The organism is Pseudomonas sp. PDM17 (assembly GCF_014851985.1).
In the GTDB taxonomy this organism is placed as follows: Bacteria; Pseudomonadota; Gammaproteobacteria; order Pseudomonadales; family Pseudomonadaceae; genus Pseudomonas.
The window spans coordinates 50,771-75,958 of sequence record NZ_JACVAT010000001.1 but is presented as its reverse complement, the minus strand read 5'-3'; the positions used below and the strand labels follow the sequence as shown (position 1 = coordinate 75,958).

General features: G+C 66.0%; 18 protein-coding genes and 1 pseudogene. 15 read left to right on the top strand and 4 right to left on the bottom strand.

The annotated features are described in order from the left end of the window. Positions 1-135 precede the first annotated feature (135 nt). From IB256_RS00355 to IB256_RS00295, 14 genes and pseudogenes are all read left to right on the top strand, one after another. Entirely contained in the window at positions 136-1,473 is a 1,338-nt protein-coding gene (locus IB256_RS00355; protein ID WP_081516376.1) for an imelysin family protein, read from the top strand. Between the two features lie 197 nt (positions 1,474-1,670). Further along, entirely contained in the window at positions 1,671-3,095 is a 1,425-nt protein-coding gene (locus IB256_RS00350; protein WP_192292313.1) for a di-heme oxidoredictase family protein, read from the top strand. A gap of 15 nt (positions 3,096-3,110) precedes the next feature. After that, positions 3,111-4,172 carry an imelysin family protein gene (locus IB256_RS00345; RefSeq protein ID WP_192292316.1) on the top strand — a complete coding sequence of 354 codons (1,062 nt, stop codon included), beginning with the start codon at positions 3,111-3,113 and terminating at the stop codon, positions 4,170-4,172. 24 nt (positions 4,173-4,196) lie between these two features. Beyond that, positions 4,197-5,291, top strand: coding sequence for a DUF1513 domain-containing protein (locus tag IB256_RS00340; protein ID WP_192400981.1), 1,095 nt, complete (start codon positions 4,197-4,199; stop codon positions 5,289-5,291). A 248-nt stretch (positions 5,292-5,539) separates the two neighbouring features. Continuing rightward, positions 5,540-6,232: pseudogene (locus IB256_RS30915) on the top strand (methyl-accepting chemotaxis protein); the annotation flags it as partial. Positions 6,233-6,397: 165 nt separating this feature from the next. Then, the gene (locus tag IB256_RS30910) at positions 6,398-7,165 is read left to right on the top strand and encodes a methyl-accepting chemotaxis protein (protein WP_405307215.1); all 768 of its coding nucleotides are present in this window, start codon (positions 6,398-6,400) and stop codon (positions 7,163-7,165) included. 290 nt (positions 7,166-7,455) lie between these two features. Further along, on the top strand, positions 7,456-8,598 hold the full coding sequence (locus IB256_RS00330; protein WP_192400979.1) for an efflux RND transporter periplasmic adaptor subunit: 1,143 nt from the start codon (positions 7,456-7,458) through the stop codon (positions 8,596-8,598). Between the two features lie 85 nt (positions 8,599-8,683). Beyond that, the gene (locus IB256_RS00325) at positions 8,684-11,740 is read left to right on the top strand and encodes a multidrug efflux RND transporter permease subunit (RefSeq protein WP_192400978.1); all 3,057 of its coding nucleotides are present in this window, start codon (positions 8,684-8,686) and stop codon (positions 11,738-11,740) included. A gap of 270 nt (positions 11,741-12,010) precedes the next feature. Continuing rightward, the gene (locus IB256_RS00320; protein ID WP_192292331.1) at positions 12,011-12,484 is read left to right on the top strand and encodes a GspH/FimT family pseudopilin; all 474 of its coding nucleotides are present in this window, start codon (positions 12,011-12,013) and stop codon (positions 12,482-12,484) included. Further along, a complete protein-coding gene (gene pilV, locus IB256_RS00315) occupies positions 12,481-13,017 on the top strand; it encodes a type IV pilus modification protein PilV (RefSeq protein WP_192292334.1) in 537 nt (178 codons plus the stop codon). The genes IB256_RS00320 and pilV overlap by 4 nt, the downstream gene beginning before the upstream one ends. Before the next feature lie 8 nt (positions 13,018-13,025). Continuing rightward, entirely contained in the window at positions 13,026-13,787 is a 762-nt protein-coding gene (locus IB256_RS00310; RefSeq protein ID WP_192400977.1) for a PilW family protein, read from the top strand. Next, complete coding sequence (locus tag IB256_RS00305) at positions 13,784-14,362, top strand: PilX N-terminal domain-containing pilus assembly protein (RefSeq protein WP_192292342.1); 579 nt, start codon at positions 13,784-13,786, stop codon at positions 14,360-14,362. The genes IB256_RS00310 and IB256_RS00305 overlap by 4 nt, the downstream gene beginning before the upstream one ends. 10 nt (positions 14,363-14,372) lie before the next feature. Continuing rightward, positions 14,373-18,344 (top strand): pilus assembly protein, encoded by a 3,972-nt coding sequence (locus IB256_RS30845; protein ID WP_192400976.1) that lies wholly within the window; start codon positions 14,373-14,375, stop codon positions 18,342-18,344. Continuing rightward, the gene (locus tag IB256_RS00295; RefSeq protein ID WP_192292348.1) at positions 18,341-18,778 is read left to right on the top strand and encodes a type IV pilin protein; all 438 of its coding nucleotides are present in this window, start codon (positions 18,341-18,343) and stop codon (positions 18,776-18,778) included. Before IB256_RS30845 ends, IB256_RS00295 begins: the two co-directional genes overlap by 4 nt. A gap of 115 nt (positions 18,779-18,893) precedes the next feature. On the opposite strand, the gene IB256_RS00290 is transcribed toward IB256_RS00295, so the two are convergent. From IB256_RS00290 to IB256_RS00275, 4 genes are all read right to left on the bottom strand, one after another. Beyond that, positions 18,894-20,009 (bottom strand): hypothetical protein, encoded by a 1,116-nt coding sequence (locus IB256_RS00290; protein ID WP_192292351.1) that lies wholly within the window; start codon positions 20,007-20,009, stop codon positions 18,894-18,896. Positions 20,010-20,112: 103 nt separating this feature from the next. Next, on the bottom strand, positions 20,113-21,477 hold the full coding sequence (locus IB256_RS00285; RefSeq protein WP_192292354.1) for a spinster family MFS transporter: 1,365 nt from the start codon (positions 21,475-21,477) through the stop codon (positions 20,113-20,115). Positions 21,478-21,746: 269 nt separating this feature from the next. Then, entirely contained in the window at positions 21,747-22,769 is a 1,023-nt protein-coding gene (gene hemH, locus IB256_RS00280; RefSeq protein ID WP_192400975.1) for a ferrochelatase, read from the bottom strand. Positions 22,770-22,876: 107 nt separating this feature from the next. Then, positions 22,877-23,782 carry a TIGR01777 family oxidoreductase gene (locus tag IB256_RS00275; RefSeq protein ID WP_192292359.1) on the bottom strand — a complete coding sequence of 302 codons (906 nt, stop codon included), beginning with the start codon at positions 23,780-23,782 and terminating at the stop codon, positions 22,877-22,879. Positions 23,783-24,058: 276 nt separating this feature from the next. Here IB256_RS00275 and IB256_RS00270 point away from each other — a divergent pair, with 276 nt between their 5' ends. Then, a complete protein-coding gene (locus IB256_RS00270; protein ID WP_138522352.1) occupies positions 24,059-25,042 on the top strand; it encodes an NAD(P)/FAD-dependent oxidoreductase in 984 nt (327 codons plus the stop codon). Positions 25,043-25,188 lie beyond the last annotated feature (146 nt).

Below are 25,188 nucleotides of genomic sequence, written 5' to 3'. Positions count from 1 at the left end.
GCGACTTGCTGGCCCCTTGATCGAGCGGCGCCACCGATCTCTCTTTTCAAAAATGCAAATCTTTCGCATTATGTTGCGGATTTTCTTGCGCAGTCCTTTTTACGTGCGCCTCTTATCCATGCAAAGGAACCCGTCATGACTCGTATGCCCTGGGCCACTGCCAGCCTGCTCGCCATCGCCATTTCCCTCGCCGGCTGCGGCGATGACAAGAAAGCCGAAGCTCCTGCCGCCGCTCCGGCTGCCAGCACCCAGAGCACTGCCCCGGCAGCGGCTGCCAAGGTCGACGAGGCCGCAGTCAAGGCCGTGGTGAAGAACTACCTGGACATCGCCGAAGCCACCTACGGCGACGCCCTGACCACCGCCAAGGCCCTGCAGACCGCCGTCGATGCGCTGATCGCCAAGCCCAGCGAAGAAACCCTGAAGGCCGCCCGCGAAGCCTGGATCGCCTCCCGCCCGTCCTACTCGCAGAGCGAAGCCTTCCGCTTCGGCAACTCGATCATCGACGACTGGGAAGGCGCGGTTAACGCCTGGCCGCTGGACGAAGGCCTGATCGATTACGTCGCCAAGGACTACCAGCACGCTGAAGGCAATGCTGGCGCCAGCGCCAACATCGTCGCCAACACCGAGATCCAGGTCGGCGAAGACAAGATCGACGTCAAGGAAATCACCGGCGAGAAACTCAAGGGCCTGAACGAACTGGGCGGTTCCGAAGCCAACGTCGCCACTGGCTACCACGCTATCGAATTCCTCCTGTGGGGCCAGGACCTGAACGGCACCAAGCCGGGCGCAGGCGATCGCAAGTACACCGACTACGCCCAGGGTAAGGACTGCACCAACGGTCATTGCGACCGTCGTGCCGCCTACCTGAAGGCCGTCACCGACCTGCTGGTTTCCGACCTGGAAGAAATGCACGGCAACTTCAAGGCCGGCGTTGCCGACAACTACCGCGCCAAGGTCGAGGCCGACACCGCCGAGAACAACCTGCGCAAGATGTTCTTCGGCATGGGTTCCCTGTCCCTGGGCGAACTGGCCGGCGAGCGCATGAAGGTCGCGCTGGAAGCCAACTCCACCGAAGACGAGCACGACTGCTTCAGCGACAACACCCACAACACCCTGTTCTTCAACGCCAAGAGCATTCGCAACATCTACACCGGCGAATACAAGCGTACCGACGGCAGCGTCGTGAAGGGCCCGAGCCTGTCCGACCTGGTCGCCAAGGCTGACGCCCAGGCCGACACCGACCTGAAGGCCGACCTGGCCAACACCGAAGCCAAGATGCAGGTCATCGTCGACCGTGCCGAGAAGGACGGTGTGCATTTCGACCAGATGATCGCTCCGGAAGACAAGGACGATCAGCAGAAGATCCGCGACGCCATCGCCTCGCTGGTCAAGCAGACCGGCGCCATCGAGAAGGCCGCCACCGCGGTCGGCGTGCAGGACCTGAAGCCGGACAACGCCGATCACCAGTTCTGATCCGCCTGTCCTGACGGCTGAAAGTGCTGCGGCTCCACGCCGCAGCCACCTGCAAGCCTCTGCAAAGCCCCGCACTGCGGGGCTTTGTCATTTCCGGGCGGCAAACGATGTCGTTCTCAAATACAAATTTTTCATATTTGCATTTGACGCCCCTGCTACCATGGCGCGCTGCCATCTACCGCTCTGGAACCCCGCCAATGCTCCACCGCCGTACCGCCCTGTGCCTTGTGCCGCTGCTGTCTGCCCTCGCCCTTGCCGCGTGCAAGCCGGAGACCTCCCAGCATGCCGTGGCCGAGCCTGGCGAAGCACTCTCTGGCGGCGCCACCACGGTGAAACAGAGCGATCGCAACGCCTATTCCATGCCCTCGGGCAACCTCACGCCGAGTCGCCGCCTGGACTTCGCCGTGGGCAACAGCTTCTTCCGCAATCCCTGGGTGATCGCGCCGACCACCACCACCGCGCGCGACGGCCTCGGCCCGCTGTTCAACACCAACGCCTGCCAGAACTGCCACATCAAGGACGGTCGCGGCCATCCGCCGGAGATCAACGACGTCAACGCCGTGTCGATGCTGGTGCGCCTGTCGATCCCCGCCGGCGCCGCCGACGTCGAAACCATCAAGCGCCTGGGCGTGGTGCCCGAGCCGGTGTACGGCGGCCAGTTCCAGGACTCGGCCATCCCAGGCGTCGCGCCCGAGGGCAAGGTGCGGGTGGACTACGAGCCGGTGAAGGTGAGCTTCAAGGACGGCACCGTGGTCGAGTTGCGCAAGCCCAAGCTGCTGATCAGCGACCTGGGTTACGGCCCGATGCACCAGGACACGATGTTCTCCGCCCGCATCGCCCCGCCGATGATCGGCCTGGGCCTGCTGGAGTCCATCAGCGAGGCGGACATCCTCGCCAACGCCGAGCTCCAGGCCAAGGGCAGCGACGGCATCAACGGTCGGCCGAACCGGGTCTGGGACGACGAGAAACAGGCCACCGTCCTCGGCCGCTTCGGCTGGAAGGCCGGGCAACCCAACGTCGCCCAGCAGAACGCCCACGCCTTCTCAGGCGACATGGGCCTGACCAGCGACCTGCTGCCCAGCGATGACTGCACAAAAGCCCAGGTCGACTGCCTGAACGCCATCGACGGCGGCAAGCCGGAAGTCAGCCAGCACATCTTCAACCAGGTCGCCTTCTACGCCCGCAACCTCGCGGTGCCGGCGCGGCGCAAGGTCGACGACCCGCAGGTGCTCACCGGCAAGGGCCTGTTCTTCGATTCCGGCTGCGCCAGCTGCCACACGCCCAAGTTCACCACCGGCGCCAATGCCGCCGAGCCGGAACTGGCCAACCAGGTCATCCGCCCCTACAGCGACCTGTTGCTGCATGACATGGGCGAGGGACTAGCGGACAATCGCCCGGAATTTCTTGCCAGCGGCCGCGACTGGCGCACGGCGCCGCTGTGGGGCATCGGCCTGACCGAGACGGTCAACGGCCACACCCAGTTCCTGCATGACGGCCGCGCCCGCAACCTGCTCGAAGCCGTGCTCTGGCATGGCGGCGAAGCCGAAGCGGCCAAGCAACGCGTACTGAATTTCGACGCCGGGCAGCGCGATGCCCTGCTGGCGTTCCTGAACTCACTCTAAGGAGCCGAGCCCACCATGTTCCGCCCCCGACTGCTGATCACCAGCCTTGCCATCGCCCTGGGCGCCTGCTCGCCCACCGACCCGCAGGCCACCACCAGCGCCACGCTGGCCCAGCAGGTGATCCTGCCGACCTACAGCCGCTGGGTCGACGCCGACCGCGCGCTGGCCGCCAGCGCCCTGGCCTACTGCCAGGGCAAGGAAGATCTGACCAAGGCCCGCGCCGACTTCATGGTCGCGCAGAAGGCCTGGGCCGAGCTGCAGCCGCTGCTGGTCGGTCCGCTGGCCGAGGGCAACCGCTCCTGGCAGGTACAGTTCTGGCCGGACAAGAAGAACCTCGTGGCGCGCCAGGTCGAGCAACTGCTCAACAGCGGCAACGCGATTTCCCCGGCGACCCTGGATAAATCCAGCGTCGTGGTGCAGGGCCTGACCGCCTACGAATACATTCTCTATGACGCCAGGATCGACCTCGCCAACGCCGAGACCAAGGCGCGCTACTGCCCGCTGCTGGAAGCCATCGGCGAACACCAGCAGGCGCTGGCGGAGAGCATCCTGGCGCAGTGGAAGAAGGACGGCGGCATGCTCGCCCAGCTCTCCAAGTTCCCCAACGAGCGCTACGCCGATGCCCACGAAGCCATCGCCGAGCTGCTGCGGGTACAGGTCACCGCGCTGGACATGCTGAAGAAGAAACTCGGCACCCCGCTGGGCCGCCAGAGCAAGGGCATCCCACAGCCGTTCCAGGCCGAAGGCTGGCGCAGCGACATGTCGCTCGCGAGCCTTGATTCCAGCCTGACCGGCGCCCAGGCGCTGTGGGACGGCACCGACAAGAAGGGCCTGCGCGCCCTGCTGCCGGCCGAACAGAAAGAGCTGGCCGGCAAGATCGACGCGGCCTACGCCGACGTCCACGGCAAGCTGAAGGCGATCAACCAGCCACTCAGCGAGCTGCTCAAGAACGAAGCCGGCCTCAAGCAGTTGAACGAGCTGTATGACAGCCTGAACGTTGTCCATCGCCTGCACGAGGGTGATCTGGCGAAAGCGCTCGGCGTGCAGCTGGGGTTCAACGCCAACGACGGCGACTGATACAGAGCGAACGAGGTGCAAGCCATGTTGCGACGTCACGTGATCGGCCTGGGCAGCCTGCTGCTCGGCGCCCTGACCTTCGGCGGCTGGACGCTGTCACGCAAGGGCAAGGAGCCCCTGGTGCTGTCCGCCCGTGACGACGCGGATGGCAAGCACTACGCCGTGGGCTATCGCCTGGACGGCAGCTGCGCCTTCGCCACCGAGGTCGGCCTGCGCTGCCACGACGTGGTGCAGCACCCCAGCCTGCCGCTGGCGCTGTTCGTCGCCCGCCGGCCGGGCCGCCAGAGCTACCTGATCGACCTGAACGACGGCCGCCTGCTGCAGACTCTCGATTCGCAGGTCGACCGCCACTTCTACGGTCACGGTGTGTGGCACAAGAACGGCGAATGGCTCTACGCCACCGAGAACGACACCACCGATCCGGGCCGCGGCCTGCTCGGCGTGTACCGCTTCGACGGTGAGCGCCTGAGCCACACCGGCGAGGTTTCCACCCACGGCCTAGGCCCACACCAGGTGTCCTGGATGCCCGATGGCGAGACCCTGGTGGTGGCCAACGGCGGTATCCGCACCGAAGCCGAAAGCCGCGTGGAGATGAACCTCGACGCCATGGAGCCGAGCCTGGTGCTGATGCAGCGCGACGGCGCGCTGATCTCCAAGGAAACCCTGCCACAGCAGATGAACAGCGTGCGCCACCTGGCGATTGTCGCGGACGGCACCATAGTCGCCGGCCAGCAGTACATGGGCGACTCCCACGACCGCGCCGACCTGCTCGCCATCAAGCGCCCCGGCGAAGCCTTCCAGGCCTTCCCGCTGGCCGACGAGCAACGCCAGGCGATGACCCAGTACACCGCCAGCGTCGCCGTCCACGACGAGCTGCGCCTGGTCGCCCTGACCGCCCCACGTGGTAACCGCTTCTTCATCTGGGACCTGGATACTGGCGCCGTGCGGCTGGACGCGCCGCTGCCCGATTGCGCCGGCGTCGGCGCGGTGAAGGACGGCTTCGTCGTCACCTCCGGCCAGGGCCGCTGCCGCGTCTACGACTGCCGCAGCGAACGCATTGCCGGCACGCCGCTGGAGCTGCCCGCGGCGTTCTGGGACAACCATCTGCACCTGGCCTGAACAGGATCGGCGAACGCCGGCATTCCCTTGTAGGAGCGGGCCATGCCCGCGATCGCGCGCATGGCGCGCTCCTGCAGGTCAGCTCCGTCGCCTGGGTTGTCGTAGGAGCCCCATGGCATCAAGCCAGAACGCCCGTCCCAGAGCACCTAAACCCCCTACCACTCGTCTCCCTGACCTCAGGAAGACCGCCACGCGGCCGATGCAAAGGCTGACCGATTCCCACCCTGCGTCTTAGAGGCGTAAACCCGATGTCCCCCAACACTTCCTTGCGTACCCAGATCCTTTCGCTGCTGGGCGGCAGCCTGCTGCTCGTGCTGCTGATCGCCCTCGCCTGCTTCCACTTCCTCTCCGGCAGCGTCGGCGCCTACCAGCGCCTGCTGGACGGCCCGCTGCAGTCCTCGCAACTGGTCGACCAGGCGAACCTGGCCTTCAAGGTCCAGGTGCAGGAATGGAAGAACGTCCTGCTGCGCGGCCAGCAGCCGGCTGACCTGACCAAGTACTGGGGCCAGTTCGAGGACCAGGAACGCGCCGTGCAGGAGGTGCTCGGTCGCCTGGAGCAGAACGCCGCCGACGAGCCGCAGCTCAAGGCCCAGGTCAGCCGCCTGCGCGACGAACACCGCCAGCTCGGCCAGGCCTACCGCAAGGGACGCGACGCCTACCTCGCCGCCGGCAGCGACCCGCGCGCCGGTGACGCCGCGGTGAAAGGCATCGACCGCGCCGCCAGCGAGCAGATGGCCGCCCTGGTGGACAGCCTGCACCGCGATGCCCAGGAAGAAGCCGGGAACATCTCCGCCAGCGCCCACAGCACCGTCATCAGCGGCAGCCTGATCCTGCTGATCTCCGGCCTCGCGCTAGGCCTGCTGAGCCTGTGGCTGGTCAACCGCAACCTGATCGGCCCGATCGCCCGCCTGATCGAACACATCGCCCAGCTCAGCGAAGGCAACTTCGGCGAGCGCGTCGACGCCAGCCGCCGCGATGAACTGGGCCGCCTGGCCCGCGCTGCCAATACCCTGCGCGACTTCCTGGCCGAGACCTTCACCCGCCTGAAACACAGCACCACCGAACTGGACACCGCCAGCGGCGAACTGAACGCCATCGCCACCCTGATGGCCGAAGGTACCCGCGAGCAGTTCTCGCGCACCGATCAGGTGGCCACGGCGATGCACGAGATGTCCGCCACCGCCCAGGAAGTCGCCCGACACGCCTCCGACGCCGCCCGCGCCGCCGACGATGCCGACCAGCACGCCCAGGAAGGCGGCGAAGTGATGAAGACCACCATCGTCACCATCACCGAGATGAGCAACGAGATCGCCAACACTGCCGAAGTCATCCGCCGCCTGGAAAGCGACAGCGGACGCATCGGCAAGGTGCTCGAAGTGATCCGCGGCATCGCCGACCAGACCAACCTGCTGGCCCTCAACGCCGCCATCGAGGCCGCCCGTGCCGGTGAAGCCGGCCGTGGTTTCGCCGTGGTCGCCGACGAGGTCCGCACCCTGGCCCAGCGCACCGCCGAGTCCACCGCCGAGATCCACCAGATCATCGACACCGTGCAGACCGGCTCGGTCAACGCCCTGCGCGCCATCGAGAGCGGCCAGACCCGTAGCGAACAGGGCGTGGAGCGCGTCACCCAGGCCGGCGAAGTGCTGCGCAGCATCACCCACGCCGTGGAAGCCATCCGCGACATGAACCGCCAGATCGCCACCGCCGCCGAGGAGCAGACCTCGGTCGCCGAGGACATCTCGCGCAACCTCACCGAGATCACCGCCATCGGCGCCACCAACGAGGAGAACGTGGTGCGCACCCAGGGCGCCAGCCGTCACTTGCATGGTCTCTCCGGCGAGCTGGCGGATGTCACTCGCAAGCTCAGCGCCTGATCCTTCTCAGCCACACGGACGTGGCTCCCCCTCCAGCAGATTCCGTCGCACCGATCCAGCGCACATCTTCCGCAAACAACCTTACTTTTCGTGGGAAACCTCTTGTAATCGCAGCCCTTTGACTCGCCGTGCATTCAGGCATAAGGTGCGCAATTCCGCCCCGCAATGGGGCGTCCCACGTATCGGCTTCAACGCCTGATCGACATCTGCGCGAACGGAAGGCCGCCCGGCAATTTGTGGGCGAGCGATCGCGCCCGATTGCTGCCAGGCACGTACCAAGGAACAGGAAGATGTTGCGCCGCATGCTGATCATGCTGGGCGTAGTTGCCGTCATCGTTGCGGTGCTCGCCGGCTCGAAATACCTCTCCATCAAGAAACAGATCGCCATGTTCTCGGCGCCGCGTCCGCCGGTGAGCGTGAACGCCGCCCAAGCCGAACAACGCGACTGGCAGAGCCGCCTGCAGGCCATCGGCACCCTGCGCGCCATCCAGGGCGTAACCCTGACTGCCGAGGTTTCCGGCACGGTCAGCGCGGTGCAGTTCGTCTCCGGCGACAAGGTCAAGGTTGGCCAGCCGGTGGTGCAGCTCGAATCCGATGTCGAGCAGGCCACCCTGCGCACCGCCGAGGCGGACCTCGGCCTGGCCCAGGTCGAGTACGAGCGTGGCAAGAGCCTGGTGGGTCGCCAGGCCATCTCCAAGAGCGAGTACGACCGCCTCGCCGCCCAGCTGAACCGCTCCACCGCCACCGTCGCGCAACTGCGCGCGGCACTGGCGAAGAAGCGCATCCTCGCGCCCTTCTCCGGCACCATCGGCATCCGCCAGGTGGACGTCGGCGACTACGTCTCCCCCGGCACCGAGATCGTCACCCTGCAGGACCTGACGACCTTGCAGGTGGACTTCTTCCTGCCCGAGCAGGACTTCCCGCTGCTCAAGCGCGGGCAGAAAGTCGTGGTACGCGTGGCGGCCTATCCGGGCCAGAGCTTCGACGCGCAGATCGACGCCATCAGCCCGCGGGTGGACAACCAGACGCGCAACCTGCTGGTCCGCGCCAGCATGGCCAACCCCGACGGCAAGCTGCTGCCGGGCATGTTCGCCAACCTGGAAGTGCAGTTGCCGGACAGTGCGCCGCGCGTCGTGGTACCCGAGACCGCGGTGGCCTTCACCCTGTATGGCAACTCGGTGTACGTGGTGGTGCCGCAGAAGAACAAGGCCGACGACAAGGACGCCGACGTGGCCAGTACCAGCCAGACCAAGGTCACGGAGTCTTCGCAGAAGAAGCTCGAAGTCGAGCGCCGCTTCGTCAAGACCGGCGAACGCCGCGAAGGCAGCGTGGTGATCCTCGAGGGCCTGAAGGCCGGCGAAGAAGTGGTGACCTCCGGCCAGCTCAAGCTGGACAACGGTACCGCCGTGGCCATCGTCAAGGACCCGCAGTAACGCACAGGCGGCGCGCCGCTGGTTCAGTGCGCGCCCACAGGCCCCGCCGCACAGCGGCCGGCGCCCGCAACAAGGGATTGAGAGCATGTTTACCGATCCATTCATTCGTCGCCCGGTGCTGGCGACCGTGGTCAGCCTGCTGATCGTCCTGCTCGGCATGCAGGCCTTCAGCAAGCTGGTGATCCGCGAATATCCGCAGATGGAAAACGCGCTGATCACCGTCACCACCTTCTATGCCGGCGCCAACGCCGAAACCATCCAGGGCTACATCACCCAGCCGCTGCAGCAGAGCCTCGCCAGCGCCGAAGGCATCGACTACATGACCTCGGTGAGCCGGCAGAACTACTCGGTGATCTCGATCTACGCGCACATCGGCGCCAACTCCGATCGCCTGGTCACCGAGCTGTTGTCGAAGATCGGCGAGGTGAAGACCCAGCTGCCGCCCGATGCGGAAGACCCGGTACTGGACAAGGAAGCCGCCGACGCCTCGGCGCTGATGTACATCAGTTTCTTCAGCGAGCAGATGAACAACCCGCAGATCACCGACTACCTGTCGCGGGTGATCCAGCCCAAGCTCGCCACCCTGCCGGGCATCTCCGAAGCCGAGATCCTCGGCAACCAGGTGTTCGCCATGCGCCTGTGGCTGGACCCGGTGAAGATGGCCGCCTACGGCATCACCGCCGGTGACGTGGCCGACGCGGTGCGCCAGTACAACTTCCTCTCCGCCGCCGGCGAGGTGAAGGGCGAAATGGTGGTCACCTCGGTGAACGCCTCCACCGACCTGAAATCCCCGGAAGCCTTCGCCGCCATTCCGCTGAAGACCGCTGGCGACCGCCGCGTGCTGATGGGCGACGTGGCGCGCATCGAACTGGGTGCGGCGAGCTACGACGCGGTCAGCTCGTTCAACGGCATCCCGTCGGTGTACATCGGCATCAAGGGCACGCCCAGCTCCAACCCGCTGGACGTGATCAAGGAAGTCCGCGCCAAGATGCCGGAGCTGGAAGAGCAGCTGCCGCCGGGCCTGCAGGTGTCCATCGCCTACGACGCCACGCGCTTCATCCAGGCCTCCATCGACGAAGTGGTGAAGACCCTGGGCGAGGCGATCCTGATCGTCATCGTGGTGGTGTTCCTGTTCCTCGGCGCATTCCGCTCGGTGATCATCCCGGTGGTGACCATCCCGCTGTCGATGATCGGCGTGCTGTTCTTCATGCAGGTGATGGGCTACTCGATCAACCTGCTGACGCTGCTGGCCATGGTGCTCGCCATCGGCCTGGTGGTGGACGACGCCATCGTGGTGGTGGAGAACATCCACCGTCACATCGAGGAGGGCAAATCGCCGTTCCAGGGCGCCATCGAGGGCGCACGGGAAATCGCCGTGCCGGTGGTGACCATGACCATCACCCTGGCCGCCGTGTACGCGCCCATCGGTTTCCTCAGCGGCCTCACCGGCGCACTGTTCAAGGAGTTCGCCTTCACCCTGGCCGGCGCGGTGATTATCTCCGGCATCGTCGCGCTGACGCTGTCGCCTATGATGTGCTCGCGCCTGCTGCGCCACGACGAGAACCCCAGCGGCCTGGCCCATCGCCTGGACCTGATTTTCGAGGGCCTCAAGCAGCGCTACCAGCGCGCCCTGCACGGCACGCTGAACAGCCGCCCGGTGGTGATCGTCTTCGCGCTGCTGGTGCTGGCAATCATCCCACTGCTGATGATGTTCACCCACAAGGAACTGGCACCGGAGGAAGACCAGGGCATCGTCTTCATCATGGCCAACGCGCCGCAGACGGCGAACCTCGACTACCTGTCGAAGTACACCGCCGAGTTCGAGGGCATCTTCCGCAAGTTCCCCGAGTATTATTCCGCGTTCCAGATCAACGGCTACAACGGCGTGCAGACCGGCATCGGCGGCATGCTGCTCAAGCCCTGGGACGAGCGCCAGCGCAGCCAGATGGAACTGCTGCACGCGGTGCAGGGCGAGCTGGACAAGATCCCCGGCCTGCAGATCTTTGGCTTCAACCTGCCGTCGCTGCCGGGCACAGGCGAGGGCCTGCCATTCCAGTTCGTGATCAACACCGCCAGCGACTACCAGTCCCTGCTGCAGGTAGCCGAGCGGGTGAAGAAGCGCGCGGAAGAGTCGGGCAAGTTCGCCTTCCTCGACCTCGACCTGGCCTTCGACAAGCCCGAACTGGTGGTCGATATCGACCGCGCCAAGGCCGCGCAGATGGGCGTGTCCATGCAGGATCTGGGCATCGCACTGGGAGCGCTGCTGGGTGAAGGCGAGATCAACCGCTTCACCATCGACGGGCGCAGCTACAAAGTCATCGCCCAGGTCGAGCGAGCCTACCGCGACAACCCGAGCTGGCTGAACAACTACTACGTAAAGAGCCAGAGCGGCCAGCTGATCTCGCTGTCCACCCTGGTGACCTTCCACGAGCGCGCGCGCCCGCGCCAGCTCAACCAGTTCCAGCAGCTGAACTCGGCGATCATCTCCGGCGTGCCGATGGTCAGCATGGGCGAAGCCATCGACACCGTGCGCAGCATCGCCGAGCAGGAATCACCGCGCGGCTTCTCCTTCGACTACGCCGGCGCCTCACGGCAGTTCGTGCAGGAAGGCAGCGCATTGATGATTACCTTCGCCCTGGCGCTGGCGGTGATCTTCCTGGTGCTGGCGGCTCAGTTCGAGAGCTTCCGCGATCCACTGGTGATCATGGTCACCGTGCCGCTGTCGATCTGCGGCGCGCTGATCCCACTGTTCCTCGGTCTGTCGAGCCTGAACATCTACACCCAGGTGGGGCTGGTGACGCTGATCGGGCTGATCAGCAAGCACGGCATCCTCATCGTCGAGTTCGCCAACCAGCTGCGCCATGAGCGCGGGCTGTCGGTGCGCGAGGCGGTGGAGGAAGCCGCGGCAATCCGCCTGCGTCCAGTGCTGATGACCACCGCTGCCATGGTGCTCGGCGTGATCCCGCTGCTGCTCGCCACCGGGGCAGGCGCGGTGAGCCGCTTCGACATCGGCGTGGTGATCGCCACCGGTATGAGCGTCGGCACGCTGTTCACCCTGTTCGTGCTGCCCTGCGTCTACACGCTGCTGGCCAAGCCGGACAAGAAGCCGGCCGAATCCCCCGCACCGGCCACGGCGCACTGAACAAAAAGGCCCCGCACTTGCGGGGCCTTTTCTTTGAGCAGCTCCGCCACCGAGACATCCGGAGCTGCCTTGCAGGACGAGGCCCACCTGCAGGATCGGCGCGCCAGTTCGTCATCTGAGCAGACTTCCGACAGACCATTCATACGCACATTTCGACCGTCCGCTCCTTTATCTCGGCGTTGATACACAACCTCTAAATTCCCCAAACACGCATCGCGTATCCCTGCGCGCCATTCGCCGGGGATCTCCGGCCCAACGTCGGAACCCGCCATGCCGGCAAACACCCCAAGCCCAGGCTTCACCCTGGTCGAACTGATGGTCACCCTGGCCGTCCTGGCCATCCTCTCGACACTGGCCGCGCCGATGTTCGGCGACCTGATCCAACGCAGTAAAGTCGATGCCGCCAGCGGCGAACTGGCCCACCTGCTGCAGTACGCGCGCAGCGAAGCCATCACCCGCGCCAGCGCGGTGACGATCACCGCCAGCAGCGGCAACTGGGTCGGTGCGCTGAGTGTCGCCACCAGCAGCGAAACCCTGCGCCAGTATGGCAGCGAGGGCATCAACGGCGGCAGCGCGGTGACCGCGACCGGCAGCGCCAGCAGTCTGACCTTCCGCGCCGCCGGTACGCTCAATGGCGCTGCACAGAGCATCCGTCTGTGCCCCAGCAGCGGCAGCAGCGGCCGTCTGCTGAGCATCTCCAGCAGCGGACAGATCACCAGCACCACCACGGAGTGCTCGTCATGAGACGCGCCCACCGAGGTTTCAGCCTGCTGGAAGTGCTGATCAGCCTGCTGCTGGTCAGCGTCGGCGCACTGGGCATGGCGGCACTCCAGGGCAAGAGCCTGCGTTACACGCAGGATGCGGTGCAGCGCAACGAGGCAATCATGCTCGCCCAACAGTTGCTGGAGCAGATGCGCAGCAACCCCAAGGATGCCTTGAGCACCACCCATCAATTCAGCAGCAGCTCGGCCTACTACAAGGTCGCCGGCACGGCCTTCGCCACCGCTTCGCGCAGCGATTGCGCCACCCGCGAGCGCGGTAATGGCGGCTCCGACGTGGCGAAAGCCGATCTCGCATGCTGGCTGCAAGCGGTGCAGGCGACGCTGCCGGTGACCAGCTCGATCCTCAGCGCCAGCTTCACCATCTGCCCCAGCCAGTCCGATGGCGAGTGCAGCAACGACGCCAGCTCCGCCGTGCTGATCCAGTTGGCGTGGAACGACCCCAGCGGCCAGTGCGACAACAACCTGTGCATCTACCGCCTGCGCGGCGAACTCTGAGGTCCGGCATGTCCGCAAGAACGTTCCCCGCACAAGCACGCCAGGCCGGCCTGTCGCTGGTCGAGCTGATGGTCGCCCTGGCCATCGGCAGCCTGCTGATCCTTGGCGCCACCGAGCTGTACATCAACAACAAGGCGCACTTCCAGTTCCAGCAGGGGCAGTTGGGCAATCAGGAAAACGCCCGCTACACGCTCCTGCTGCTGGACCAGCAATTGGCCCGCACCGGCTACCGCTACCTGCCCCAGGACAGCCTGGAAGTGGCCTTCCCCGCGCTGGCCAGCAGCAACGGCTGCCCGTCCTTCAAGGCCGGCCAGACCTACCAGGCGAGCAGCGACGGCAAGGGCGTCTGCCTGCGCTACCAGGGCGCCAGCGATAGCACCACGGAAGTCGCCGGCTCCAATGGCAACCAGTACGACTGCCTGGGCGCCTTCGTCCCGCGCGGTACACGTGTGCTCACGCGCATCAGCTATGTCGCCGGCAGCACGCCGGCGGACGGCACCCTCACCTGCACGGCCCAGGGCGCCACCGAGCAGGCGCTGATCAAGGGCGTGGCGGGCTTTGCGCTGTTCGCCCTGCCCGCCAGCAGCGATGACAGCCAGGCGGTCAGCTACGCCGCTCTGCTCGCCACCGGCGCGTCGACCCGTGGCGGCATGAGCAGCGATATCGCCGGCCGCTGGAAAACCCTCAGCGGCGCGACCCTCAGCGAGAACACCGCCTACCTCTACCAGATCGCCCAAGGCAGCGTGATGCTGCGGAACCTGATGCCATGAGCCCACGACACACCCTGCGCGCACAACGCGGCGCCACCCTGGTCATCGCCCTGGTGATGCTGCTGCTTGGCACCCTGATCGCCCTGAGCAGCATGCGCGGCACCACCACCGAGACCCGCATCATCGGCAACCTCAGCGAGCAACAGCATTCGCGGGCTGCCGCCGAGTCAGCACTGCGCGAGGGCGAGCGCCGACTGGCCGCGCAGACCAGCCTGGACCAGGGTTCGGCGAACTGCGCCTCCAGCGTCGCGCAGCACGCCAACCTGTGCATCCTGGTCAGCGACAAGTACGCCTCCAACGCCAAGGCCAACGCCGACTGGTGGAGCAGCGACGCCACCTCCATCGCCTACCTGGGCATGGACGGCAGCTCCACCTTCGACCCCGTGCCGCGCTGGAATGCCGCCTACATCGCCTTCGACCCGGCCGACTCCAACGGCAACGTACAGATCACCGACCCCGACGAGCGCTCCCAGGGGCGCGGGCCGCATTACTACCGGGTGAGCGCTGCCGCCCGCGCCGACGGACAGCGCCTGATGAGCGTGCTGCAGACCGTCACCATCCGTCGCTACTACTGAGGAGCCCGACGTGAGCCGACGTCCCGCCCAGCCCTTCCTGCCGCTCCTGTTCGGCGGCCTGTTGCTCGCCACCGCGCTGCCCACCGATGCCGCGACACTGACGCTGAGTCAGCAGCCGCTGTTCCTCACCGAGGGCGTGGCGCCGAACATCATGGTGACCATCGACAACTCCAACAGCATGCGCTGGAGCTTTGCCCCCGACGGCATGAACCCCACCACCGGCAGCACCTACAACGGCTACACCGCCGACCAGGTGCGCACCAGCCGGCGCGCCAAGTCGTCGACCTTCAACCCGCTGTACTACAACCCCAACGTCACCTACCAAGCGCCCTACAGCGTCAGCTACAGCAACGCCAGCACCACCTACACGCCGCTGACCACCAGCTTCACCACGGCCTATGTGAACGGTTTCAAGAGCGCCAAGGGCAGCTTCGACCTGAGCTCGGCGTACAAGGTCTCCTGGGAGTACGACACCGCCCGCGCAACCACCGACAGCACCTACTGGACCTACACCGGCTACACCTCCTACAACAGCCCGGACAAGGTCTACTACCTGGCGGCGAACCCGTCCTCGGACTTCAGTTCGAGCAGTACCTCGTCCAGCACCACCAGTTCCTCCAGCGTCAGCAGCTCGACCACTTCCACTGGCAAGTCGGCGTCGCTCACCGGCGGCGGCACCTACACGGTCACCGCCAAGAGCAGCAGCTGCACGGCGACCATCACCAACCCAAAGTCCAGCACCGGGTCGACCACCACCAACAGTGACGGCAGCACCTCCAGCACTACCACCGCCGTCAGCTACTCGACCGCCAGCTGCTCTTACGCCACCAGCGGTAAGACCACCACCTACACGGTGACCTCGACCGCCACCACCACGCTGACGACGACCACCACCTACCCCGATCGCACCAAGGCGGCAGTGCCGGCGTACTACTACGTCTACAACACCGCACTCAGCGGCTGCAGCAGCAACGTCAACGACGACAACTGCTACAAGCTGGTGACCGTGTCCTCCACCTCCGGCACCAACAGCAGTGACGAGCGGCAGAACTTCGCCAACTGGTACAGCTTCTACCGCAACCGTGAGCTGGCGACCCAGTCCGGCGCCAACCTCGCTTTCGTCTCGCTGCCGGAGAACACCCGCCTCAGCTGGCAGGCCCTGGGCACCAGCGACACCTGCATCACCAGCAGCTCGTACCTGTCGAGCTACAACTGCCGCGGGCTGAGCAACACCAGCACCAGCTATTACGACAACCGCCTCGGCACCTTCTCCGGTGCGCACCGGGCCAAGTTCTTCGAGTGGCTCGGCGACATCTACTTCAACCAGGGCACCCCGCTGCTGGATGCCGTCGACCGCGTCGGTTCGCTGCTCAGTGTCACCGGCAAGTACAGCCCCTATGCCTACTCCATCGGCAGCAGCGAAACGCCGCTGTACAGCTGCCGGGCGAGCTACAGCATCACCCTCACCGACGGCATCTGGAACACCGCCGGCAGCCACGGCGACTGGGACAGCACCGGCCGTACCCTGCCCGACGGCCAGACCTACAGTGCACGCGCACCGTACAAGGACAGCGCTTCCAACACCCTCGCCGACCTGGCATTCAAGTACTGGGCCACCGACGCCCAGCCCAACATCGCCAACAACGTCAGCACCTACATCGCCGAGAGCAACAGCAACGCCACCACCCAATACTGGAACCCGAAAAACGATCCGGCGACCTGGCAGCACATGGTCAGCTACTTCGTCGGTCTGGGCCTGACCACCAGCCTGACCAACCCCGCCTGGGGCGGCGACACCTATTCCGGCGACTACAGCAAGCTGGCCGCCGGCACGCTGAGCTGGCCGGCGGCGTCCTCGGGCAGTGCCAACAACGTCTACGACCTTTGGCACGCGGCGATCGACTCCCGTGGCGAGTTCTTCAGCGTCGACTCGCCCGATGACCTGGTCTCCGCCCTGCAGAACGTGGTCAACCGCATCTCCCAGCGCGAGGACTCTGGCGCCGCGCCGGCGCTGGTCAGCTCGCCGCTGCTCAATGCAGACAGCAGCACCGCCGACAGTGAGCTGTACAGCTATACCCCGAAGTTCGCCAGCACAGACTGGAGCGGCGACCTGATCAAGTACCTGCAGAACACAGCCAACGGCAGCCAGACTTCTGTCTGGAGCGCCCAGGACGTTATGGACAGCACCTACGGTAGCGGCAACAGCGCCTGGTCCACGCGTACGGTGAAGATGGCCGGCAGCACAGCCGGGACGCTCAAGGACTTCACCTGGAGCAACCTCAGCAGCGCCCAGCAGACCACCCTCAACAAGACCCTCGCCAGCGTCACCGACAGCAATGGCGAGAAGCGCGTGGCCTACCTGCGTGGCGACCGCAGCAATGAAGGTACGCTGCTGCGTACTCGCAGCACCGTGCTGGGCGACATCATCGATTCTTCGCCGGTGCTGGTGGGCCCACCCAACCGCCTAGCCTCGCTGATGAACGCCACCGTCAGCAGCACCGACACCTCGTACACCACCTTCAAGAGCACCTGGAGCGCGCGCCCCACGCGCCTCTATGTCGGCGCCAACGACGGCATGCTGCATGCTTTCGATGCCGACGGTAAGGAAGTCTTCGCCTACGTCCCCAGCGCGGTGATCAGCAACCTCTACAAGCTCACCGACAGCGACTACACCAGCGCCACCCACCAGTATTACGTGGACGGCTCGCCGGTCACCGCCGATGTCTATTACGACAACGCCTGGCACACCGTGCTGGTCGGCACCCTGCGCGGCGGCGGCCGCGCGCTGTTCGCCCTGGACATCACCGACCCGGCCAACATCAAGCTGCTCTGGGAGAAGAGCTACAGCGACAGCGACTACAGCGAGCTGGGCTTCACCTACTCGCGGCCGACCATCAGCCTGCTGCACAACGGCACCTGGGCGGTGATCCTGGGCAACGGCTACAACGGCGCCAACGACAAGGCCGTGCTCTACCTGATGGACGTCAAGGACGGCAGCCTGATCAAGGCCCTTACCGCCAACGACGGCAAGACCACCGCCAATGGCCTGGCCACCCCGCGCGCCGCCGATATCAACGGTGACCTGATCACCGACTACGTCTATGCCGGTGACCTGCACGGCAACCTCTGGCGCTTCGACCTGACCAGCTCCGGCAGCCTCACCGCCAGCACCACCGCCAGCAGCTTCCGCGTCGGCTTCGGCGGCTCGCCGCTGTACAGCGCGACCACCACTGCCGGGCAGGTGCAACCGATCACCAGCGCACCCTACCTGGTCAAGCACAGCTCCGGCACCGGCTACCTGGTGATCTTCGGCACCGGCAAGTACATCGAGTCCGACGACGCCGACCCCAACACCACCCAGATCATGGACCTCTACGGCATCTGGGACCGGCAGACCGCCGGCGAGGCCGCCACCAGTACACCCACGCTCAGCCGCGGCAAGCTGCAGCAGCAGACCATCACCCAGAGCGAAGTGACCACGTCCTTCGACAACAACGGCACGGCGGTGACCCAGACCATCCGCACCGTCAGCGACAACGCCGTCACCTGGTACGACAGCAGCGGCAACGTCTCGCAGTACGGCTGGTACCTGGACCTCCCCGCCACCGGCGAAATGGTGGTCAACAACCCCTACGCCACCTCCGGCGTGCTGCTCGCCAGCACCCTGACGCCCAACGAAGACCCCTGCGCCGACGGCGTCACTACCTGGCTGATGTCGCTCGACCCGTATACCGGCGGCGCCACCGATTTCGCCACCCTGGACCTGAACAACGACGGCGTGGTGGACGACAACGATCTGTACAACGGCAGCGTCGTCTCCGCCTTGCAGATGTCCGGCCTCAAGGGCGGCTTCACGGTCGGCAGCACCAGCGCCAGCAGCAGCAACGTCAACGCCTGCGGAAGCGACGGCTGCGTCAGCGTGGCAACCAGCGGCGCCAGCTCCGGGCGGCAGAACTGGCTGAACATCAAGGAACAGGAATGAACAGGCACTACCGGCAAGACGGCTTCACCCTGATGGAGCTCATGGTGGTGGTGGCGATCCTGGCGATCCTCGCCGCCGTCGCCTACCCCAACTACCAGGAATATGTGCTGCGCGGCAAACGCGCGGAAGGCCAGGCCCTGCTCAACCAGGCCGCGTCGCAGGAAGAACGCTGGTACGCGCTCAATTCGGTATCCGGCTACGTCACCGACCAGTCTTCGGTGGCCAACCTGAAGCTGGCTGGCACCAGTGGCAGCACCGTCACCTCCCCCACCGGCCTGTATACCCTGACGGTGGGCGGAGGCAGCAGCGACGGCGGCTACACGCTGACGGCCAACCCGACCTTCACCGATAGCAAGTGCACCCACCTGACCCTGACCGCCCAGGGCCAGAAGGGCAGCAGCGGCACCGGCAGCGTAAGTGATTGCTGGCGTTGAGGCGCGACAGGCCTCGCGATCCACCGGCAGAACCGGGGCCAGATCGGCACAGGGCTCGCCGGATGTCCAGGCGTCGTATCCAGTCGCGGGCATGGCCCGCTCTTACAGGTAGCCGTCACTGCCCGGGGATAGAAAACGCCACCAGCCGATACCCCTCGGCGGTACGGATGAATTCGAAGCTGGCGTGCTTGCCCGGCTCGAACGAGCCCTGCTGCCAATGCTCCATGGCCGACACCCTGGGCGTCTGCCACTGGGCGAACTCGCCGCAGCTGTCGAAATACTGCGGGTCGCGCTCGGGGTCGAAGGGCCAGCCCATGTCGCCCAGGCGCACGCCGTAGCCGGCGGAGCTTCGCAAGGCCTCCAGTCGCTGGCGCAACTCTGCGCCGTACTTTTTCAGCACCTCGTCCGGCGTGGCAGCCTGCCAGTCATCCAGCGGCCCACTGCCCTGCCCAGTCCGGATTCGGGAGTAGCTGTGGGCCTTCAGCGAGGCGTCATCGAGGTGCGCGAGGAACTCATCGCGGAACCAGACGGCGAAGTCCTTCTCGATATCGACGAAGCTGATGTAGCGGCCGTCGACTCCCTTGAAGGACACGCGGCGCGGGTCGCTGGAAGCTTGCCCGCTCACCTGCTTCGAATACCAGTCCAGCGCCTCGGCGCGGGAAGCGTCGAAGCCTTGCACCAGCGTCCTGCCGTGGCGATCCAGCAGCAGTTCAATGCCACCGCTCCAGCCCTTGTGCTCGCACTGCTCCAGGCTCACGTCCGGATCGGCACAGCTGCGCGTGGCGCCCTTCAGCGCCACCACCATGCCGTTGCGCATGGCCGTCGCGTCACTCAGCTCGGCCGGGATCAGCACCTGGCCATTGCCGTCGAGGAAGCCGACCTTGTCACGCTGGCGGTCACGGAAGCGGATGCTGTTTTCGCTCTCGCAGATCGGTGCATTGTCGAAGAAGTACAGCGAATCCGGCGCCACGTGGCGGCCATCGCGCAGCAGGTAGTAGCTGCGGTAACCGTCGGCGGTTTCCTCGCCGGTGGCGATGATGTGCTCGAAGCGTCGGGCCAGGGTGAACATCGGGCTGAGCGTCGGCGCAACCTTCACGCTGCCCTGGGCATCCTTGAAGCCGATGAGGTCGTTCTGCGTGAATGCCACCCAGGGTTCGCCCGCCACTGCTGAAACACTCAACGCCAGCGCCACGAGGCCTGCCAGCCCTGCACCTATGCCATTTCCTTCCATGCTGGAAATTTCTCCTTGATCCGGTGTTCCGCTGCATTGTGCCACGGGCAAAGAAAAGCCCCCGCGCATCACTGCGCGGGGGCTCAATCTCGCGGAAGAACGATCAGGCCGGCTGGCGTTGCATCGCGCCGCTGTCGCTCTCGCCTTTCAAGCTCCAGCTCTTCAGGTGCTCGAGGCTCGCGCGGTACGGTTTCAGACCATTGGCCAGCAGCAATGCCCCCGCGACCAGTGCCACGACGCTGACGATCAGCAGCGAGTAGCGCAGCGCCATGTCGTCGCCGAACACATAGTCGGTCACCAGGGCGATGGCGGTCGGGCCGATGCCCAGGCCCAGCAGCGTGACCACGAACAGGTAGATGGCCGAGGCCTGGCCGCGCATGGAGTTGGGCATGATTTCCTGGATCGCCGCCGGGGCGACGCCGAAGGGCATGCTGAGGAAGAACACGATGGGCGCCATCATCGCTGCCGCCGCGTTGCCGCTGTCCAGCAGCGGATAGACCAGGCTCAGCGGGATCGCCAGGCAGGCGGCCAGCAGGCCCACGCGCATGTTGGCATCGGTGCGCCCGCGCTTGGACCAGTAGTCGGCCAGGCGGCCGCCGCAGACGATGCCCAGGCAGCCGAACACCGCGACGATACTGCCGTACACCACGCCCACGTGGCCGGCGTCCCAGCCGTAGGTGCGGACGAAGAAGGTCGGCACCCAGGCGCCGCTGCCGTAGCTGGCGAAGGAGATGCAGGCGAAGCCGAAGTTGTGGCAGAGCACGGTCTTGCGGTTGGCGCGCAGGTAGGCGCCCACTTCGCTCATCGGCACCACCACGCCGGCACCGACGCCACGGCGGGTCGGTTCCTTCACCGCGAGCATCAGCAGGGTGAAGAGCACGCCGGCAGCGCCGAGGATCAGGAAGATCAGCTGCCAGGGGCGCACTTCACCGAGGATCGGCAGGTGCACGTCGCCCTGGGCGGAAGCGAACTTGATCACCAGCCCGCCGAGCAGGAAGGCCAGCCCCGAGCCGAGGTAGATCCCCATGGAATAGACGCTGATGGCGGTGGCGCGGCGCTGGGCCGGGAAGCTGTCGGCGATCAGCGAGTAGGCGGCCGGCGACAAGGCCGCCTCGCCCACACCGACGCCGACGCGGAACAGCAGGAAGTGCCAGTACTGACGGGCCAGGCCGCAGGCTGCGGTCATGGCGCTCCAGATCAGCACGCCGACGGTGATCAGTCCGCGGCGACTGCGGCTGTCGGCCATGCGCCCGAGGGGGATGCCACACAGCGTGTAGAACAGCGCAAAAGACAAGCCCATCAGCAGGCTCATCTGCGTGTCGCTGATCTCCAGATCGCGCCGGATGGGGCCGACCAGCAGGTTGAGAATCTGTCGGTCGATGAAGGAAAGCACGTAGGCGACCATGAGGATCGCAACCGTGGACCAGGCCACGGCACTGGAGGGGTAGCCGTTATTGTTGTTGTTCATGCCGGGCTCCTGAAACGCCGCCAATCGCGGCGAAGGCGAAGGGGAGAACCCGCAGAGTAGGCATTGCGAACGCGTCGCGCGCGCACTATCAAATCTCTGAATGCGCGCGTCGGCCGTTGGCTGATGAATGGGTGGTCAGGGATTGGATGGAGGGTTTCGTCGTCTCGCCCTGTAGGAGAGCAGAGCTTCCCTGTAAGGCGCATAAAACGGAACGCTTTATCCGCCGTGGCGGATAACGCTCGAGGCGTTATTCACCCGACATGACTGGCTCAGACCGCAACAGGCGTCCGTTCACAAAGCTTCGCCAGCGCCCGCGCCCACAGTTCCTGGTCGTTCAGGCAAGGCACCAGCACCAGCTCCTCGCCGCCCGCCGCGCGGAATTGCTCCTGGCCACGCTGGCCGATCTCTTCCAGCGTCTCGATGCAGTCGGCGACGAAGGCCGGGCACATCACCAGCAGGCGCTTCACGCCCTGCTTGCCGAGTTTGTCCAGTTGCGCCTCGGTGTAGGGCTCGATCCACTTATTGCGGCCCAGGCGCGACTGGAAGGACACCGACCAGCGCCCATCCTGCAGACCGGCGCCAGCGGCGAAATCCTCCGCCGTGCGCAGGCACTGGCTGCGGTAACAGACGGCCATGACGTCCTCGTGCACACCCCGGCTGGAGCTGGCGGTGAGGTCGTGGCTCTTGTCCTTCACCAACTTGCGGATGTGCGACTCGGGCAGGCCGTGGAAGCTCAGCAGCAGGTGGTCGTAGGGTTGTTCCAGGTACGGCTTCACGCTGTCCACCAGCGCCTGGCGGTACTCGGGCTCGGCGTAGAACGGCGGCAGCACCTTCAGCTCCAGCTTGAGGTTGTGCTCGCGCATCACCCGGCGAGCTTCCTCGATAGCGGTGGTGGTGGTGCTGTCGGCGAACTGCGGGTAGAGCGGCGCGAAGGTGACCTGGGTGATGCCCTGCTGGTTCAGGCGCAGCAGCGCCTTCTCGATCGACGGTTCGCCATAGCGCATGCCCAGTTCCACCGGGCCGTGCGGCCAGAACGGCCGGACGGCCTCCTGCAGGCGGCGGCTCAGCACGACCAGCGGCGAGCCCTCGTCCCACCAGATCGACGCGTAGGCGTGGGCGGATTCCTCCGGGCGCTTGCGCAGCACCAGCGATACCAGCAGCCGGCGGATCGGCCAGGGCAGGTCGATCACGTAAGGGTCCATGAGGAACTGATCGAGGTAGCGGCGCACGTCCTCGACCTGGGTGGAGGCCGGGGATCCCAGGTTGACCAGCAGGAGGGCGTTTTGGGTCATGCAGTGTCCTTAAACCGGTACGGTAGGAGGTCGTCGTGCGGGCTGCGCAGTTTACACGCAGCCCGCTCTATCCAGATGTTCCAGGGCTGTTGCCGATGTCGCAGGGCTCAGCGCTTTTCCTGCAGCACATCGGCCAGCGCTGCCTTGAATTCCGGGAAGCGGAACTCGAAGCCCGCGTCCAGCAGGCGGCGCGGCACGATGCGCTGGCCGCCCAGCAACAGGGTCGACATTTCGCCCAGCAGCAGACGCAGGGCAAAGCCCGGCACCGGCATCAGCGTCGGCCGGTGCAGCGCCTGGCCCAGTTCCTGGGTGAAGTCGCGGTTGCGCACCGGCTGCGGCGCGCACGCATTATAAGGACCGGCCGCGTCCGCCTTGCGCAAAAGAAAATCGATCAGGGCGATCTGATCTTCGATATGCACCCAGGACATCCACTGCCGTCCATCCCCCAGCCGCCCGCCGGCGCCCAGGCGGAACGGCGGCAGCAGACGCTTGAGGAAACCGCCTTCGGGCGCCAGCACCAGACCGGTGCGTACCAGGACTACGCGGATGCCCAGTGCCTCGGCCTCGCGGGCGATCTGCTCCCAGGCCAGGCACAGCTCGCTGGCAAAATCCTCGCCGGCCGCCGCGCTGTTCTCCTCCAGCGGACGCTCGCCGGCATCGCCATACCAACCGACCGCCGAGCCGTTGATCAGTACCGCCGGGCGCTGGCTGCGCCCCTCAAGCCAGCTCACCAGGCGCTCGGTCAGGCGCACGCGACTGTCCCACAGCAGAGCCTTGCGCCGGGCGCTCCAGGGCTTGTCGGCGATGGGCTCGCCGGCCAGGTTGACCACCGCATCCAGCGGCCCGTCTCCATAGACCTCGAAGTCGGCAATTCCGCGCACCGTCTCCCCGCACAGCGAGGCGACGCGCTGCGGCTGGCGGCTCAGCACGGTGAGCTGGTGCCCATCGGCGCTCCACTGGCGGCAGAGGCGGCGGCCGATCAGACCGGTGCCGCCGGTCAAGAGAATATGCATGGCGAACTCCTTGTTGGGCTGTTCCACCTTCCATCAGTCTGGACGAGAGGGAGGCGATTGCATTGACACTCCCTCTACGGCGAGGTCTACGCTGTAAGTGCCGGAACCAAAGCCGGGCTCATTCCTGAATGAACCGATGCGGCGCCGAAGGTTCCGATGATCGGACCCCCTATCGTTGACGAGCGCGGACAGCTGAAATGCAATTGTACAGATAGTTTCGTTTGTACAAGAGCCTCCCGCTCGTTACGCTGAAAGACACAGACTACGAGGCATGTCATGAGCGCCCCCATTGCCATCATTGGCACCGGTATCGCCGGACTCTCGGCCGCCCACGCCCTGCGCGATGCCGGACAGGTCGTCCAGCTATTCGACAAGGGCCACGGCAGCGGCGGCCGGATGGCCAGCAAGCGCAGCGAAGCCGGCGCCCTGGACCTCGGTGCGCAGTACTTCACTGCCCGCGACCGGCGCTTTCTCGACGCCGTGCAGAAGTGGCGCGAGCACGGCTGGGTCGCCGAATGGGACCCGGCCCTGTACCAGTACCGCGACGGTGAACTGAGCCCCTCCCCCGACGAGCAGCCGCGCTGGGTCGGCACCCCGCGCATGAGTGCGATCACCCGGGCGCTGCTGCAGGACCAGGTCGTTACCTTCACCTGCCGCATCACCGAGGTCTACCGCGGCGAGGAGCACTGGCACCTGCAGGACTCCGAGGGCCAGACCCACGGCCCCTTCAGCCGCGTGCTGGTCGCCACACCGGCGCCACAGGCCGCCGCACTGCTGGCCAGTGCACCAAAGCTGGCCGCCGCCGCCGCGAGCATTCCCATGGAGCCGACCTGGGCCGTTGCCCTGGCCTTCCGCGAACCGCTGGATACGCCCGTGCAGGGCTGTTTCGTGCACGAAGGCCCGCTGTCCTGGTTGGCCAGCAACCACTCCAAGCCCGGCCGTGACGAGCAACTCGACACCTGGGTACTGCACGCTGCCAGCGGCTGGAGCAAACAGCACATCGACCTGCCCAAGGAAAGCGTGATCGAGCACCTGCGCGGCGCCTTCGCCGAGCTGATCGGCTGCGCCGTCCACGCCCCCGACTTCGCCCTTGCCCACCGCTGGCTCTACGCCCGGCCCATGGAGGCGCACCAGTTCGGCGCGCTCGCCGACGCTGACCTGGGCATCTATGCCTGCGGCGACTGGTGTCTCTCCGGCCGCGTCGAGGGCGCCTGGCTGAGCGGCCTGGAAGCGGCCCGCCGCCTGCTCGAACACCTCTGACCGATCACGGCCAACTCCCTGCGGAGATGGCCGTCGAATCACGCGCTCGCCCCCTCCTTGTACAAGTCTTTGCACTTGTACAAGCCTGCGCCTATCCTTGCCGATAGTTGTACAAAGAAACTCATCTGTACAAGAAATCGGTTGCC

What these genes read in the sequence shown, in the direction of transcription:
- IB256_RS00355 (WP_081516376.1), top strand. Translation starts at nt 136, where the DNA reads ATGACTCGTATGCCCTGGGCCACTGCCAGCCTGCTCGCCATCGCCATT.
- IB256_RS00350 (WP_192292313.1), top strand. Translation starts at nt 1,671, where the DNA reads ATGCTCCACCGCCGTACCGCCCTGTGCCTTGTGCCGCTGCTGTCTGCC.
- IB256_RS00345 (WP_192292316.1), top strand. Translation starts at nt 3,111, where the DNA reads ATGTTCCGCCCCCGACTGCTGATCACCAGCCTTGCCATCGCCCTGGGC.
- IB256_RS00340 (WP_192400981.1), top strand. Translation starts at nt 4,197, where the DNA reads ATGTTGCGACGTCACGTGATCGGCCTGGGCAGCCTGCTGCTCGGCGCC.
- IB256_RS30910 (WP_405307215.1), top strand. Translation starts at nt 6,398, where the DNA reads ATGGCCGAAGGTACCCGCGAGCAGTTCTCGCGCACCGATCAGGTGGCC.
- IB256_RS00330 (WP_192400979.1), top strand. Translation starts at nt 7,456, where the DNA reads ATGTTGCGCCGCATGCTGATCATGCTGGGCGTAGTTGCCGTCATCGTT.
- IB256_RS00325 (WP_192400978.1), top strand. Translation starts at nt 8,684, where the DNA reads ATGTTTACCGATCCATTCATTCGTCGCCCGGTGCTGGCGACCGTGGTC.
- IB256_RS00320 (WP_192292331.1), top strand. Translation starts at nt 12,011, where the DNA reads ATGCCGGCAAACACCCCAAGCCCAGGCTTCACCCTGGTCGAACTGATG.
- pilV (WP_192292334.1), top strand. Translation starts at nt 12,481, where the DNA reads ATGAGACGCGCCCACCGAGGTTTCAGCCTGCTGGAAGTGCTGATCAGC.
- IB256_RS00310 (WP_192400977.1), top strand. Translation starts at nt 13,026, where the DNA reads ATGTCCGCAAGAACGTTCCCCGCACAAGCACGCCAGGCCGGCCTGTCG.
- IB256_RS00305 (WP_192292342.1), top strand. Translation starts at nt 13,784, where the DNA reads ATGAGCCCACGACACACCCTGCGCGCACAACGCGGCGCCACCCTGGTC.
- IB256_RS00295 (WP_192292348.1), top strand. Translation starts at nt 18,341, where the DNA reads ATGAACAGGCACTACCGGCAAGACGGCTTCACCCTGATGGAGCTCATG.
- IB256_RS00290 (WP_192292351.1), bottom strand. Translation starts at nt 20,009, where the DNA reads ATGGAAGGAAATGGCATAGGTGCAGGGCTGGCAGGCCTCGTGGCGCTG.
- IB256_RS00285 (WP_192292354.1), bottom strand. Translation starts at nt 21,477, where the DNA reads ATGAACAACAACAATAACGGCTACCCCTCCAGTGCCGTGGCCTGGTCC.
- hemH (WP_192400975.1), bottom strand. Translation starts at nt 22,769, where the DNA reads ATGACCCAAAACGCCCTCCTGCTGGTCAACCTGGGATCCCCGGCCTCC.
- IB256_RS00275 (WP_192292359.1), bottom strand. Translation starts at nt 23,782, where the DNA reads ATGCATATTCTCTTGACCGGCGGCACCGGTCTGATCGGCCGCCGCCTC.
- IB256_RS00270 (WP_138522352.1), top strand. Translation starts at nt 24,059, where the DNA reads ATGAGCGCCCCCATTGCCATCATTGGCACCGGTATCGCCGGACTCTCG.